General features: G+C 65.3%; 12 protein-coding genes and 1 pseudogene. 5 read left to right on the top strand and 8 right to left on the bottom strand.

Annotated features, from left to right (window positions below; genetic code table 11):
- The 5 genes and pseudogenes from AC1D34_RS21870 to AC1D34_RS21890 form a co-directional block, all read right to left on the bottom strand.
- Positions 1–182, bottom strand: a pseudogene (locus tag AC1D34_RS21870) (hypothetical protein); the annotation flags it as partial.
- A gap of 266 nt (positions 183–448) precedes the next feature.
- Positions 449–886 carry a cupin domain-containing protein gene (locus AC1D34_RS21875; protein WP_476825299.1) on the bottom strand — a complete coding sequence of 146 codons (438 nt, stop codon included), beginning with the start codon at positions 884–886 and terminating at the stop codon, positions 449–451.
- Positions 887–948: 62 nt separating this feature from the next.
- Positions 949–2,034 (bottom strand): isocitrate/isopropylmalate dehydrogenase family protein, encoded by a 1,086-nt coding sequence (locus tag AC1D34_RS21880; protein ID WP_476825300.1) that lies wholly within the window; start codon positions 2,032–2,034, stop codon positions 949–951.
- Positions 2,035–2,102: 68 nt separating this feature from the next.
- On the bottom strand, positions 2,103–3,608 hold the full coding sequence (locus tag AC1D34_RS21885) for a serine hydrolase domain-containing protein (protein WP_476825301.1): 1,506 nt from the start codon (positions 3,606–3,608) through the stop codon (positions 2,103–2,105).
- Between the two features lie 131 nt (positions 3,609–3,739).
- Positions 3,740–5,290 carry an ABC transporter substrate-binding protein gene (locus AC1D34_RS21890; protein WP_476825302.1) on the bottom strand — a complete coding sequence of 517 codons (1,551 nt, stop codon included), beginning with the start codon at positions 5,288–5,290 and terminating at the stop codon, positions 3,740–3,742.
- 430 nt (positions 5,291–5,720) lie between these two features.
- Here AC1D34_RS21890 and AC1D34_RS21895 point away from each other — a divergent pair, with 430 nt between their 5' ends.
- Positions 5,721–6,620 (top strand): GntR family transcriptional regulator, encoded by a 900-nt coding sequence (locus tag AC1D34_RS21895; RefSeq protein WP_476776877.1) that lies wholly within the window; start codon positions 5,721–5,723, stop codon positions 6,618–6,620.
- 217 nt (positions 6,621–6,837) lie between these two features.
- On the opposite strand, the gene AC1D34_RS21900 is transcribed toward AC1D34_RS21895, so the two are convergent.
- On the bottom strand, positions 6,838–7,473 hold the full coding sequence (locus tag AC1D34_RS21900) for an SGNH/GDSL hydrolase family protein (RefSeq protein WP_441506814.1): 636 nt from the start codon (positions 7,471–7,473) through the stop codon (positions 6,838–6,840).
- 524 nt (positions 7,474–7,997) lie between these two features.
- On the opposite strand from AC1D34_RS21900, the gene AC1D34_RS21905 reads away from it, so the two are divergent.
- The 3 genes from AC1D34_RS21905 (at position 7,998) to AC1D34_RS21915 (ending at position 10,940) form a co-directional block, all read left to right on the top strand.
- On the top strand, positions 7,998–8,441 hold the full coding sequence (locus AC1D34_RS21905; protein WP_476825303.1) for a hypothetical protein: 444 nt from the start codon (positions 7,998–8,000) through the stop codon (positions 8,439–8,441).
- Entirely contained in the window at positions 8,386–9,351 is a 966-nt protein-coding gene (locus AC1D34_RS21910; protein WP_476825304.1) for a hypothetical protein, read from the top strand. The genes AC1D34_RS21905 and AC1D34_RS21910 overlap by 56 nt, the downstream gene beginning before the upstream one ends.
- Before the next feature lie 92 nt (positions 9,352–9,443).
- The gene (locus AC1D34_RS21915) at positions 9,444–10,940 is read left to right on the top strand and encodes an autotransporter family protein (protein ID WP_476825305.1); all 1,497 of its coding nucleotides are present in this window, start codon (positions 9,444–9,446) and stop codon (positions 10,938–10,940) included.
- A gap of 162 nt (positions 10,941–11,102) precedes the next feature.
- On the opposite strand, the gene AC1D34_RS21920 is transcribed toward AC1D34_RS21915, so the two are convergent.
- Entirely contained in the window at positions 11,103–12,776 is a 1,674-nt protein-coding gene (locus AC1D34_RS21920; protein ID WP_476825306.1) for an MFS transporter, read from the bottom strand.
- Positions 12,777–13,248: 472 nt separating this feature from the next.
- Between AC1D34_RS21920 and AC1D34_RS21925 the strand changes: the two genes are divergently transcribed.
- Complete coding sequence (locus tag AC1D34_RS21925; protein WP_476825307.1) at positions 13,249–13,689, top strand: HD domain-containing protein; 441 nt, start codon at positions 13,249–13,251, stop codon at positions 13,687–13,689.
- 218 nt (positions 13,690–13,907) lie between these two features.
- On the opposite strand, the gene AC1D34_RS21930 is transcribed toward AC1D34_RS21925, so the two are convergent.
- Positions 13,908–14,688 (bottom strand): multicopper oxidase domain-containing protein (locus AC1D34_RS21930; RefSeq protein ID WP_476825308.1); only part of this gene is annotated, 781 nt, incomplete at its 5' end.

Genomic DNA, 14,688 nt, shown 5'->3' on the forward strand with positions numbered 1-14,688 from the left:
AAGTTGTTCTGGAAGGGCAGGCTGATCATGTCGGCAACGGGGTTCTGCGCCGCCTTGGCCAGATCGGCCGTGCTTTTCCCAGGTTCCTCCTGCGCGACCGCGAAAGAACTCGCCAAGCCGATTGAGATGGCGAGCGCGAACCTCAGTGCCAATCGCCCGCAGCCATCCCGCCGTGCAGACATGAGATGCTCCGTCTGAAGTCCAGACCGCCTGCAGCCAGTGGAACAGAGTTCAGTCTGGGACGCTAGACCACGCGACACCTGGCAAACGTAAAGTTGAGCCTCCGTTGTTTGCGGGACACATCTGCGCGAAGATTGTGCCGCATCTCCAATCGCCGCAACATAAGCGATTGCCCTCCAGGAACCTCTGCCAAGACCGGGGCAGCCCCCCTCCCTTCGGTTCAGGGCTCAGTCCCGATCACCTTCAGCCGGCTGGGTACGCTCCCTGCTCAGGTTGCCACGGGCGCCAGGTGCTCATCGTCGATCGAGCGCGTATCGCCTGTCTCGACCAGCGTTCGCGTGGCGTCGATCGAGGCATAGATCCAGAGGATCTTCATGCCCTCGGTCGCCGAGACGTTGCGAAACCGATGCGGCATATTGGCGGGGATGAAGGTGATGTCGCCTGCCGTGATCGGGTACTCGACACCGTCGATTTCGGCGATGGCCTCGCCTTCCAGCAACATGACGCTCTCTTCGCAATTGTGGCTGTGCAGCGGGATCGCAGCCCCCGGCTCGAAGATGGTGATGCCATTGATGAAGCTGGTCGAGCCCGTGCGACGCGTGACGAGCGGGATCGTCTTGGCCCCACCGCCGCGCTGGCGCGCCGGGATCTCGGACGGACGAAGAACGGCGGGCCTGGCGCGAGCCGTATCCGGATTAGTCGACATGCGATCTCACCTGATGAATTGGGTTCAGGATCGGACGGGCCCGATCCAAGCGGCGTTCGGCTTCAGGCCGCGACACGTCCCGAAAGTTGCCGGCGCAATTCCGCGGTCACAGCCTCCGCGAAGGCATCCGTGCCCAATGTGCCGCCGATATCGCGGGTGCGCGTCGCTGGATCGTCGAGGACGACATCAACGGCGCGTTCGATCGCGCCCGCGGCCGCGATCAGCCTGGCATTGGCGTCGCGCCGGCCTCGCCAGTCCAGCAGCATCGCAGCCGAGAGAATGAGGGAGGTCGGGTTCGCCAGGTTCTGGCCTGCGATATCGGGCGCGGATCCGTGCTGGGCCTGCGCGACGCAGATGTCATGGCCGGTATTGATCGAGCCGCCGAGACCGAGGCTGCCGGACATCTCGGACGCCTCGTCGGAGAGGATGTCTCCGAACATGTTGGTCGTCACGATCACGTCGAAGCGATCCGGCGAGCGGATGAGCAACGCGGCCGTCGCGTCGACGATCAGTTCCTCCAGCTCCACATCCGGAAAATCCTCCGCGACCTTGCGGACCTCGCGCAGGAACAGGCCATCCGACAGCTTGACCACATTGGCCTTGTGGACGGCGGTGACCTTGCGGCGGCGGCCACGCGCCAACTCGAAGGCGGCGCGCGCGATGCGGGCCGAGGATCTCGCCGTGATCTTGCGGATGGACAACGCCATGTCGGGATCGGGCATGAACTCGCCGCCGCCGGCGAACATGTTGCGGTCGGAGTAAAATCCCTCGGTGTTCTCGCGCACGATGACCAGGTCCATCGGCTTGCGCAGGATACTCAGGCCCGCGCGCGACCGGCAGGGGCGCAGATTGGCGAAGAGCTCGAAGACGACGCGCAGCTCGGCGGACGGATTGATGCCGCCCTTGTCGCGGGCCGGATATTCGTAATGCGAAACCGGGCCGAGGATGACACCGTCGACCTCGGGAATCCGGGTCATGACGTCCTGCGGCAAGGTCGTGCCCTGCGCCCTCAGGCTGGCGAGGCCGATCTCGCGGGTCTCGATATCGAGCCCGAGCGCCAGCGCCGCATCGGCAACGTCGAGTACCGCAAGGGTGGCGGTGGTGATCTCGGGTCCGATGCCGTCACCGGGAAGAACGAGGATTTTCATCGTGAACCTGTGGGGTTGTGTTCATCGCCGCGCGATCCGCCCCCGGGTGGTGCCCCCGGGGGCTCGTCTCAGGCTGCTGCCCGCGACAGCGCACCGTTCAACGTCGGGTGCTTCGTCAGGCCGGCATTGACGTTGACGCTGCGGTCGAGCTCGACCGTGTCGCCCTCGATGCGGAGGATGACGGTGTCGCAGAACACGGTCTCGACATAGCGCCACGTCATGACGAAGGTCGCCTCGTCGCGCCAGACGCCGCTTGCGATCACCCGCATGAGGTCCGGCTGGTAGGCGTGATGCAGGTCCTGCCCGCTCATCGTCGTCTGGCCTTCGATGCCATGCCCGAGGCCGAGCGTGATCTTGTGCGTGCCGCGGTGGTCGACGAGACGGAATTCGCAGTGCCCTGCCGCGAAGCTCAGCGACGCTTCCGATACGTGGTTGGCATTCGGCGCGAAGCGAATGGTGCGGCCGCTGATCTCGGACGCGCGAGGGCTCTGCAGCGCTCCCGCCTCGACCGGCATCGCCAGCGTCGCCAGGAGTGACGAAAGGGCCGCGTCGGCTGCCGCGGAGCCCGGCTGCGTCAGGGCCGGGAACAGCTCCGCCCAGACCGTGCTCAGAAGCCGCTTCTCGCTCAGCGGAAGGGCCGCGGTGATCGTGATCGCGGCGCGTTGCTCGGGCAACAGGATGTAATATTGCCCGAAGACGCCGGCGGCGCGGGTGCCGCCATGGGGCGTCATCCACCACTGGTAGCCATAGCCCGGGCGGATATCGGGCACGCCAGCGGGATCGGCCGGGCGATAGCGCTTGCCGTCGAACGACATCATCTCGAATTCGCCGACATGATTGTGCCGTGTCGCCCGGACCCAATCGGCCGGGATCACCTGCTGGCCGTTCCACATGCCGTCCTGGAGATGCAGGACGGAGAACTTCATCATGTCCTCGGCGGAGCAGCTCAGCCCGTTCCCGCCGGTGCTGATGCCTTGCGGCGAGACATCCCAGCTGATCTCCCCCATGCCGAGCGGGCGAAACAGCCGCGGTTCCAGATAGTCGCTGACGGTCTGCCCGGTCAGCTTCGTGACGATGGCCGACAGCATGTAGCTGGAGCCGCTGCTGTAGACGAAGCGCGTGCCGGGGCGTTCGACGACCGGCTCGTTCAGAAACGCCTCGATCCAGCTTCCGGTGAGGTAGCGCCATTCGCCGCCGGAGAGGCCGGTGCGGTGGCCCGTGCGCATGGTCAGCAGGTCCTTGACCGTCATCGCTGCGAGGTTCGGGCTGATTTCGGCCGGCAGATGCTCGGGGAAGAAATCGACGACCTTGTCGTCGAGGTCGAGCAGCCCATCGGCATGGACGAAGCCGACCGCGACGGCCGTCCAGCTCTTCGTGGCGGAATGCTGCATATGCGGGCGGTCGGGACCGAACGGCTTCCAGAAAGCCTCGGCAACGACGGCATCGTCCTTGAAGACCATGAAGCTGTGCAGTTCGAGGCCGGCGAGCTGCACAGCGTCGAGAAAGCGCGTGATCCCGGCAGCGTCGACATCGCGCGATGAAGGCGTCGCCCGCGGCAGTCGTGTCAAAGTCATGGTCCAATCCTGTTCAGCGGAAAGAGCGTCAGGGGCGGTGCGCCCGGCATCCGCGCCTGACGAGAGAGTTTGGGGATGAGCTTCGGCACCGGCGCCGGCCTTTCGGCCATCATGGCGGTGCCCGGCATGGGCTACCTGGCGATGGAGACACCCCAGGCTCGCGGTTGCCCCATGGCCCAGCTCCTGTACCCGGAGACATAGGAGCGGGCAGCGCTGGTCCGGACCTCCGAGTAGAGCACGATCATCGGAACATCCTCGCGAAACATCACCTCGAGCCTGTCGATGATCGCCTGACGCTGCGCCGGGTCGGCGACCTCCATGCTTTGAGCAAGGAGCTTTTGCGCCTCGGGGTTGTCCCAGGCCTTGCGGGGCTGCTCCGCCTTGGAACCGGTGAACATCTCGAAGGACAGCGACGGGTCGAGCCGCGCGGAAAAGCCGTGCGACATCAATTGATAGGACCCCGCGAGATAGCGGTCCTGCTGCGCGCCCCATTCCAGCACGTCGAGATCGATCGTGATTCCGGCCTCCCTGGCCATGGCCTGCGCGATCACCGCCTGGTCGAACATGCTCTGGTAGCGCTTGTTGGTGATCATCCTGATCGGCTGCCCCTTGTAGCCCGCCTCCGCCAGAAGTTTCCTGGCGGTGGCGAGATCGCGCGCGATCGGCTGCGCTTGGAGCTTCCGGTGATAGGCGCTGGCCGGCGGGATCGGTGAGTTGTTGGGCTTGGCCGTTCCCTCGCTGACCTGGTCGACCAGGACGGGCAGGTCGAGGGCGAGCTGCAAGGCGCGTCGGATGCGGACATCGGACAGCAGCGGATCCTTGGTCTGGATCAGGATGTCGTTGACATTCATCACCGATGCCGAGTCCAGGGTGACGTCCTTATTGGCCTTGTACTCGGCCAGATCGGCGTTCTGGACATCGAAATTGACGTCGATATTGCCCGCCAGCAGGGCTGCCTTCGCCGTCGACTCATCCGGGATGATGGCGAAGCGCAGCTTTTGGAGCGTGGTGGACTTGTTGCCGGTGAGGCCGTCCCGCGCCCCCGGCAAGGCGGAATATCTGTCGTTGCGGACCAGATCGATGAACTGGCCGCGCCGCCATTCGCCGAGCTTGAAGGGTGCCGTCGTGACAGGCGCAAGCCATTTGCCATCGGGGCCGAGCGAGCTCCTGTGGTAGATGCCGGTGCCGCCGCAATCGGGACGGGCCAGGGTCCCGAGGAAGAGCGCGGAGGGTTTTGCAAGCGTGAATGTGACGGTTCTGGCGTCCTTGGCGACGACATCCGTCACCTTCACGGCGCCGCGCCCATCGACCTCGGAGAGGCAGCGCCAGCCGGTGGCGGGATCGGTGTAGCGCTTCCAGGCGAACAGCACGTCGTCGCTGCCGACCGGCTCGCCATTGCTGAAGTGGAGATCGTCCCGCAGCACGAAGGTATAGGTCCTGCCGTCCTCGGAGACGCTGATCGATTTCGCCAGGAGCGGACCGACGCTCGCATCCTCCCTGAAGGCGACCAGCCCTTCGAAGAGATGGTTCTGGACCGCGTCGGTATTGGCATCGCGATTGACGCCCGGATCGAGCGAACGGATATCGGCGTTGAGGCGAAGGCGGAGCGGCTGCGCCTCCTGGGCATTCGCGATGCCGGCCAGGAGGCCGGAGGACAGTACCAGCAGCGTGGGCAGTCTCATCTTGATCCCCTCGTTTCTTGAGTTGGCTTCAGCTCCACGGGGCCATCGCTCCGCGGCCCATGGGCATGATCGATTCAAGGCCGCCGATCGTGCCGTCTCACTCGGGAATCCGACGGTTGCGCGCGGCACTTCGATCCTCGTTTCCGGCGAACAGTCCGCGATGCGCGGCCTGGCCAGAATGCTCAGCGCGCGGATCAGGCGCCCTGCGACGCCAATGGCTGGCATCCGGATCGCCGGGTGGCCAGCGCCCTGCCCGCTGCGATCCGGCGTGCCCCCGCCGCATGGGCGGCCGCGCTGCCGCGACGGGCTGGCGATTTCATGGGGCGAGCAGTGCGAGGAAAACGGCATTGTTGCTAAGCTCTCCCCTTCAAGGGCTGCCCGGGCCCGCCGCAGCCTTGACGAGACGTATCAGAATGTTTTTTGTGATACAATGACCATTATGGACAATGAAACCAGCCGCCAGCCCACGCGCCTCCAGGAAGAGCTCGCCGGGCGCATCATGGATCTCGCCCGCGCCGACGGCGTCGCTCCGGGCGACCGCCTGAACGAGAAGACCCTGGCCGAGCGCCTGAACGTCTCCCGCTCGCCGGTGCGCGCCGCGCTTGATCTGCTGGCCACGCGCGGGCTCGTCATCCGGCGGCCGCAGCGCGGCGTCGAGCTGCTTGCCGCCCTGCCGGCGGAAGCGACCGCACCCGGCGAACGCTCCGGCGATGACGACCTGCTGGTGCGCATCGCCACCGACCGGGACAATGGCAGGCTTGGTGACGACATCTCGGAAACGGAGCTGATGCAGCGCTACGATGCCGTGCGCCCCACGGTCCGCAGGGCGCTCGACCTGCTTGCCGATCTGAAGATGGTGGAGCGCAAACCGGGCTATGGCTGGCGGTTCCTGACGCGCTGGAGCGCAGAACTACGCCGGGAGAGCTACCGGTTCAGGCTGATCATCGAGCCGGCCGCGCTTCTCGAGCCTGGATTTGCGCTCCTGCCCGGCTTTGCCGAAGAGATGCGGCGCCAGCACGATGAAAGCCTGTCCCTGCCCTGGAGCGAATCCTCCAGCGTCGCCTTCTTCGAGATGAACGCGGCATTTCACGAGGGCCTGGCCGAGGCCTCCGGCAACCGCTTCTTCCTCGAGGCCATGCGGCGCCAGAACCGGCTGCGGCGTTTCTCGATCTATAACTGGAAGCACGGCTTTGATCGCGTGCGGGCCAACCACAGCGAGCACATGGAGATCCTGACGCGGCTGGAGGCAGGAGATGCGGAACTGGCCGCCGTACTGATGAGGCGCCATCTGGAGATCACCGGGAGTATGATCCTGCCCGCCCCGCAGTAAGTGTTTTTTGTCCGGAAGAAGTTAGCAGAACCCAGGAAGTCAGGCCTGCAGCCTGTTCGGCCAGCTCCTGGGAATGAGGCGCGGCCGTCAGTGCGGCACGAGAACCATTTCGTCAGAGGGCGGCATGGCGCGGTCAACCGATGCCGGATGCGAGCCTAAAGAGCCGCCCCGAGGACCGGGTCGCGGCTTCCGGGAAAGCCGCGGCACCCACGGAGGGTCAGATCATCGCAACGACGACCGGCACAAGCGCCTGGCCGATATTGCGGGTGTTCTCTGCGTCCAGGTGCACGCCGTCGATGACCGAAGCCTTGGCAACCGAGGCGGCGTCGAAGAAGCTGCAGCCGCGGCGTCGGGCAACGGCGTCATATTCCGGTGCCAGGCGCCGGGATTCCGCGATATCGCGCCCGCCGACGGGCAACCCRTCCGGTGCGCGCGAGGCAGCGAAGATCGGCGGCGACACCACCAGGATCTTGGGCGCTGCGGCGCCCCAGCCATAGGGAAAGCTCTGTGCGATCTCGATGAGCCGGTCGATTCCCGCGGCAGCCCCCGCGGCCCGCCCGCAGATATGCGGCTTGAGATCATTGGCGCCCAGCATGATGATGAGCAGATCGAGCGGATAATGGCTGCCGAGCAGCGTCGGCAGGATCCGCGCGCCATTTCGGTCAGACGGCGACATGTGATCGTCGAAACAGCTGGTTCGTCCGCCCAGCCCCTCAGTCACGACGGTTGCCGCGGACCCTAGCCCGGCCGCGAGCACATTCGGCCATCGGTCCTCGAACGCATGGCGGCCGCCGTGCAGGTGGTCCGAGCCCCAGGTGAGGCTGTCGCCGAAAGCCAGGATCGTGAAGCTCATCATTCATTCCACAGCGAAGTGCGGGGCCGCGCTGCCGCGGAGGGCTCGACTGCCCTTCCCGACCGGACGCGTTGCCGTATCCGCCGGGACGGACGCGATCAAGCCCGTCGACGATCCTTGGGCGACCGACGCAGGCAACGCCTTCCCGGAGCCTCTGGACCTGCCGAGGGCAGAGCAAGGTCGTGCTGCCCCGTGGACTCCTGAAAGACGGCGTGAAACGCTGCGTCAGGCTGTGGGGAGATTGCCGTGAAGATGACTATCGTCGTGAGCAGCGTGCTCTTGGGCATGCTGGGGTTGGCCTCGACTGCGTCGGCGCAGTCAGGCGGGACGAGGCCGGAATGCAGGGGCATGAAGAATATGCTCGCCTGCAACTGTGCTCTCAACAATGGTGGCTCGATAACTGCCGATCCGCATCGCCCGGGCAAGATCAAATGGAACGCAGCGCCCCGGCGCACGCCCGCGCATATGGCCTTCATGAACTGCACGAATCGATCGGGGACATAATGGCCGGGACTTGAGGGCGCGTGACCTTCAAGAGCGTTCTTAGGTCCCTGCTGCTCTACGCACTGTTTTTCGTCGCGAGCTTCAGCGCCAGCTTTGCCGGCCTCGTCTGGCTCACGGGCGCGCCATGGGCCTCGCCGCTCGCCGAGGGGCACCGGATGCTGGCGGTCCTGTCGTTCATGATCGCCGGCGTTGCCACGGACCGGTTCTGGCGTGTGCTTCTGCTCGGTGAACAGGTCTGCGACCGGCGGCGGCAGTCGGGGGCCCTTCGGTTGTGCCCGGAATGGGTCAGAGCAGACATCTTCAACGGAAGGAACCCGGAGCTTCCGCGCGGGCTCGACCATCCAGATCGCCAATGCCGCTGGTGCGACGATTGCCGGGACTGCGACGGGAGGCGGCGCAGGCATCGGCGTGAACCAGGGTTTTGCCGCCGGCGCGTCGGCGCGCGCGCTGGTGTTCGACAATAGCGGCCTCGTTCGCGGATCGACCAACGGCATCGCGGCCGGCACCGGCGCCTCCAGCGCGGCCCAGACCATCGCCATCAATAATGGCGTCGGCGGCGCGGCCGCGCAGATCAATGGCGGAACCGGCCCCGCAATCACCTTTGCCGGCAACGGGCTCAATACCGTCAACAACCTCGCCACGGGCACGATCAACGGCGATATCGTCAGCACGGGGAACGCGCCGCTCATCATCGACAATTCCGGCACCATCAATGGCAATGTCAGCCAGGGCAACGGAGCCGATACCTTCATCATGCGCGGCGGCCTGGTGAACGGCACCGTCGACCAGGGCAGCGGCCTCGGCGATGGCGTCGACCGCTTCGTGATGACCGGCGGCACGATCAACGGCAACGTCAACCAGGGCGGCGAACTCGATTTCGCGACGGTGTCCGRCGGCGTCATCACCGGTGGGCTGAACGAAGGCGACTTCGTCACGGTCACCGGCGGCCAGATCGGCTCGATCGACATGACGCTCGCCAACAATGTGCTGACCATGTCTGGCGGGCTGATCGTCACCAACGTTCTGGCGGCCCAGAACAACGACACGCTCAACCTGTCCGGCGGGCGCATCGGCGGCTTCGTCAATTTCGGCAATGGCGACAACGTCTTCACCATCTCCGGGGGCAGCGTCGGCGGTTTCCTGCTCAGCGGCACCGGAGCCGACACGGTGAACTGGACCGGCGGCGGCGTGCTCGAAACCGGCTTCCGGCTCGGCGCGGGCAACGACGTGGCCGTCTTCACCGGCCTGACGGCTGCGAATATCGTCCCGACGGCCATCATCGATGGCGGCCCCGGCATCGATCGGCTGACCTGGAACAATACGAGCGCCACCGGCGTCGCGCGTTTGATCAGCTCACCAACAACTCGCAGCTGACTTTTGCCAGCACACTGACGCTCGGCGACGCCGGAACCGGGACGGGCACGCTGTCGATCGATGCGACCAGCACTGTCTTCGCCGGGAATGGAGTGCATGCGATCGCGCCCTTCACGCCGGGCCAGCTAGTGACGGTCACCAATGCCGGCACGATCGATCTGACCAACGGCCCGGCCGCCGCAAGCGACAGCCTCACGATCATCGGGAATTATGCCGGCCAGAATGCGCGGATGCGGTTGCAGACGGTGCTGAGAGACAGCGCCTCGCCATCGGACCAGTTGATCATCTCCGGCGGCTCGGCGAGCGGGCAGACCCGAATCACGATCCTCAACCTCGGCGGAACCGGCGCTCCGACATTCGGCAGCGGCATCAAGGTGGTCGACACCCTGAACGGCGGCACGACTGCAGCTGGAGCCTTCAGCCAGGCCGGGCCGATCGCGGCCGGCGCCTTCGAATACGCGCTCTATCGCGGCGGCATCGCGGCCGGCACCGAGCAGAACTGGTATCTCCGCTCCACCCTGCCCCCACCGACAGCCGTGGTGCCGCAGCCACAACTGGCTGCAGGCGCCGAGAATGCCATCCTGGCGCCGTCGCCGGGCGCGCMGACGATTGCAAGCCCGGACGGGCCGGTGGTTGYGCTCTATCGTCCGGAAGTCGCGACCAACGCGATCACGCCCGCGACCGCGCGCATGCTGGCGCTCGGCACGCTCGGCACCTTCCACGAGCGCCAGKGCGACCAGGACCTGCTGCAGGGAACCGGCATCGCCTCTGCCGGCTGGGGACGCGTCTTCGGCCAGCATCGCGAGCAGCGCTTCTCGGGCGATGTCCGTCCGGAGTTCAAGGGCAGCAGCATCGGCTTGCAGACCGGCCTCGATCTCTACGGTGTCGACTGGCCAAGCGGCCATCGCGACCGTTTCGGCGCCTTCTTCGGCTATGGACGGGCCGAGGGCGATGTCCGCGGCTTCGCCCTTGGGCAATTGCGCGCCTCCACCGGCAAGCTCGGGCTCGATTCCTACAGCGTCGGCGCCTACTGGACCCATGTCGGACCGGCCGGCTGGTATCTCGACACCGTCCTGATGAACAGCTGGCTCAATGGCACGCCCCGTTCCGACCGCGGCATCCGGTCGGACGCCGATGGCACGGTCTTCACCGGCTCGGTCGAGGCGGGCTACCCGATCGCGCTTGGCGGCGGCCTTATCCTGGAGCCGCAGGGCCAGCTCATCTGGCAACGCACATCGTTCGATCAGACCCGGGATCTTTTTTCCGCGATCAGCCAGGACAGCAGCGACGCGCTGACGGGCAGGATCGGCGCGCGACTGCGCGGCAGCCTGCTCTGGGGCACGACCGAGATCAGACCCTATCTCACCGCCAATCTCTGGCGCAGCTTCGGCGGCAACGACAAGGCGCTGTTCGACACCAACCTCGTCACGACACAACGCGGCGCGACCGCATTCGAAATCGGCGGCGGCGTCACCGCGCAGGTCACGCAAGCCATCAGCCTCTACGCCGAGGCGAGCTATCTGACGAATGCCGATTCGAACCACAGCCGGGGCTTCGGCGGCAATGTCGGGCTGCGCGTGACATGGTAGCGGCGATCGGGCCTGACATCCGCCGCAGCCCGTGCGCCCGGCCCGGGCTTGGAGATCACTCGCACGGCGTCAGTGAAGCCGGGTTCGCCCAATGACCGTCGAAAAGCCCCGCCTGGAGAGGCGGGGCTTCCATACGTGGCGCAAAGCCCGAGTTGGTGGCCGCTACATCTTGTAGATGTCGCGATCCTTGGTCTCCGGCAGGAAGATCAGGCCGATGATGAATGTCATCATCGCGATGATGATCGGATACCACAGGCCCGAGAAGATGTTGCCGGTGGCCACCACGATGGCGAAGGCGGTGGGGGGCAGGAAGCCGCCGAACCAGCCATTGCCGATGTGGTAGGGCAGCGACATGCCCGTATACCGAATGCGTGTCGGGAAGAGCTCGACGAGCAGCGCGGCGATTGGCCCGTAGACCATCGTCACGAAGATAACGAGGAGGAACAGCAGGCCGACCAGGGTCAGTGCCCGGCTATCCGCGAACAGGGCTCCCAGGGACTGAACCTTCAGGATCGATGCGTCGCCGGCCTTGGGGTACCCGGCGGCATAGGCGGCATCGACGATGGCGGCCCCTGCCTTCTCACTGGGATTGGCGACATCGGTCCCATTCACCTTGACGGCGACCGGTGCGCCGGCCGCGCCGGGCTTCAGATCATAGTGCATCGAGGTCGACGCGAGCGTGCGCCGGACGAGGTCGCAGGGCGCAGTGAAGACGCGCACGCCGACCGGGTCGAACAGCGAGCCGCAGGTTGCGGGATCGGCGGTGATGTCGATCTTCACACTCTCCGTCGCGGTCACCAGCTTCGGATTGGCGACGGTAGCGATCTTGGTGAAGAGCGGGAAATAGCTCAGCGCCGCGACCAGCAATCCAGCCAGCAGGACCGGCTTGCGGCCGATCTTGTCCGATAGGCTGCCGAAGAAGACGAAGAAGGGTGTGCCGAGCAAAAGCGCCAAGGCCAGGATCAGGTAGGTCGTGGTCGCGTCGACCTTCAGCGTCTGCGTCAGGAAGATGAGCGCATAAAATTGCCCAGCATACCAGACGACGGCCTGGCCCGCCGTACCGCCGAGGAGCGCGATGATCGCGATTCTGGCGTTGGACCAGGTGCCGAACGCCTCGGTGAGCGGGGCCTTTGACTGGCTGCCTTCTTCCTTCATGCGTTGGAAAGCCGGCGATTCAGCGAGCTGCAACCGGATCCAGATGGAGAAGCCGAGCAGGATGATCGAAAGCAGGAACGGCACACGCCATCCCCAAGCGTTGAAAGATTCGGTCGACATGCTGAAGCGCAGCCCCAGGATGACCGCCAGCGCCAGGAAGAGGCCGAAGGTTGCAGTGATCTGAATCCAGCTCGTGTAAAAACCGCGACGGCCCTGCGGGGCGTGTTCGGCGACATAGGTCGCGGCGCCGCCATACTCGCCGCCGAGCGCCAGTCCCTGCAGCAGGCGACAGATGATGAAGGCGATCGGGGCCGCGATGCCGATCGTGGCATAGCCAGGCAGGACGCCGACGAGGAAGGTCGCGAGGCCCATGATCGTCATGGTGACGAGGAAGGTGTATTTGCGGCCGATCAAGTCGCCGACTCGGCCGAACACGAGCGCGCCGAACGGACGCACGGCGAAACCGGCTGCAAAACTGAAGAGTACGAAGATGAATTTCGCCGTATCGTTGTCACCGGGCACGAAACTGGCGGCGATATTCGCGGCGAGCGGGATTGTGAGGTAGAAATCGTACCACTCGAAGACCGTGCCAGCCGACGAGGCGATGATGACCTTGCGTTCTTCCTTGGACATCGGTCGGGGCGCGTCAGCCGCCCCCGGTGTTTGCGCAGCCACGCTCATAACGCGATCTCCCTGCTCAATCCCCCCGCAGCCTGATCATTCGGGCTGGATCAAACGATCGCCCGAGATCGGCACTTGCGCAATCCGGCACTTAGTCTTGCATCGTTTGTCGTACGACTAGACTCAGAATTCGATGATCGGAGCCAGACGATGACGGTCGCAGTGAGATAGATGGCCGAGAAGAAAGTGGGGGCGTATCAGTCGTAATCTATGGCGGTGCGTCTCCGGTCTTTGAGTTTGGCGAAGAGGTTCGCGACCTTGGGGCGCTGCCAATCGACCGCCCTGTCGTAGGAACACGGGATTTTTCGGCTTCTGCTCGATGGAATGCAGGGTTCGATGTCTCTGGCCCACGGCGCGTGGCTGGACGCTGGGCTGAGACGGGCCTCTTGGTGACCGCCCAGGCGCCGATCACGTTCCACCTTCTTGCCGGGCACCTTACGGCCTAAGCTGTGGCATCGGAGGAGAGTGAACGATGGCTACCCTTGAACGCGCGATCGGCATTGCGGCTGAGGCTCACGCCGGCCAGCTCGACAAGACCGGCGCACCCTATATCGCGCACCCGATGCGGCTGATGGTGCGCTTCCTGACAGGCGGGAATGAGGAATCGGCGATCATCGCGGCTCTGCACGATGTCGTGCAGGATTCCAAATGGACCTTCCACGACCTTCACCGCGAGGGCTTCTCCCAGGAGATCCTGTCTGCGCTCGAAGCCCTGACCCGTCGCGACGGCGAGGAATATGTGGACTATATCCGGCGCGCCGCAGCCCATCCGCTGGCGCGCTTCGTCAAGGAGGCGGATATCCGCGACAACCTGGCGGAAGAACGGATGAACAAGGTCTATGACCGCGAGAGGCTTTTCAACAAATATTCCGCGGGGTTGCGCGTGATCGCTGAGACACCGCTCAAGCGCTAGGGCGCAATCCCTGAAACAGCAGCCGTCACCAAGGGCGACGGCTGCCATGGCTGTCTTTGGATCGGCCCGAAAACCGCAATCCACTTTTCGGGCCGATGCCTTCGTGTTGGCATCGGCTCTCCCGAAAACCGCGATCCACTTTTCGGGCCGATGCCTTCGTGTTGGCATCGGCTGTCCCGAAAACCGCGATCCACTTTTCGGGCCGATGCCCGGAGCCCTCAGCCAGCGCTGGCGAAGCGCGTGCTGCGCGGATCGCCCTCCGGCAAGACCTCGGGCTGCTTCCAGACCACGCCGTTCGGCGTCGGGATCGGCGTCATCGTCAGCTGGTATTGCGGCTGGCCGCGGAAGTTCGGGTCGCCCGGCTGCTCGGTCTGGATCTGGTAGCGCAGCAGCATCGCGAAGTCCTCATGCGCCGTGTTGTGGCAGTGGCTGACATAGGCGCCGCCGAACTCGCCGAAGCGCACCTGGAACTTGACCCGGCCGGAAGGCCGCAGCCGCCAGACATCCTTGCGCGCCAGCCGCTCCGTTGCCGGGATCGGCGCACCGCCGCGATCGATGGTGACGCCCTCCTCGAAATGCAGGTGGATGGGATGATCCCAGCCGCCACCGCCATTGATCAGCGTCCAATGCTCGACCTCGCCCGGCTTCGGGATCAGCATCGAAATCCGGTTGGCGTTGAGCGAATGCGCGTTCTCGCCATTAATCTTGATCGTCCAGGGGAAGCTCGCGATGTCGCCGCATTCAGGGATGCACTGGCCGTCGGCGCCCCGTGAATCGCCGGTGCCGGATCGTCCGAACTCGATCACCCGCTCACGGACCGGTGCGACGATCGGGATCTGGGTGGTCAGCGTCTTCGTGCCCGTACGCCAGTCGGGATCGGCGAAATTGGCGCTGCGATCGGCGTCGAGCGGGTTGCTGGCATTGTAGAGCTTGCTCGGATTGTCGACGCTCTGGAGCTGGTTCACCACCCGGAACTCCAGGAAGGGACCGATGCAGGGG

The sequence above is a fragment of the Allobosea sp. P1_A7 genome, from assembly GCF_056406775.1.

Excerpts from the sequence above, each read along its gene's own strand:
- AC1D34_RS21875 (WP_476825299.1), bottom strand. The coding sequence starts at position 886 with ATGTCGACTAATCCGGATACGGCTCGCGCCAGGCCCGCCGTTCTTCGT.
- AC1D34_RS21885 (WP_476825301.1), bottom strand. The coding sequence starts at position 3,608 with ATGACTTTGACACGACTGCCGCGGGCGACGCCTTCATCGCGCGATGTC.
- AC1D34_RS21890 (WP_476825302.1), bottom strand. The coding sequence starts at position 5,290 with ATGAGACTGCCCACGCTGCTGGTACTGTCCTCCGGCCTCCTGGCCGGC.
- AC1D34_RS21880 (WP_476825300.1), bottom strand. The coding sequence starts at position 2,034 with ATGAAAATCCTCGTTCTTCCCGGTGACGGCATCGGACCCGAGATCACC.
- AC1D34_RS21920 (WP_476825306.1), bottom strand. The coding sequence starts at position 12,776 with ATGAGCGTGGCTGCGCAAACACCGGGGGCGGCTGACGCGCCCCGACCG.
- AC1D34_RS21925 (WP_476825307.1), top strand. The coding sequence starts at position 13,249 with ATGGCTACCCTTGAACGCGCGATCGGCATTGCGGCTGAGGCTCACGCC.
- AC1D34_RS21895 (WP_476776877.1), top strand. The coding sequence starts at position 5,721 with ATGACCATTATGGACAATGAAACCAGCCGCCAGCCCACGCGCCTCCAG.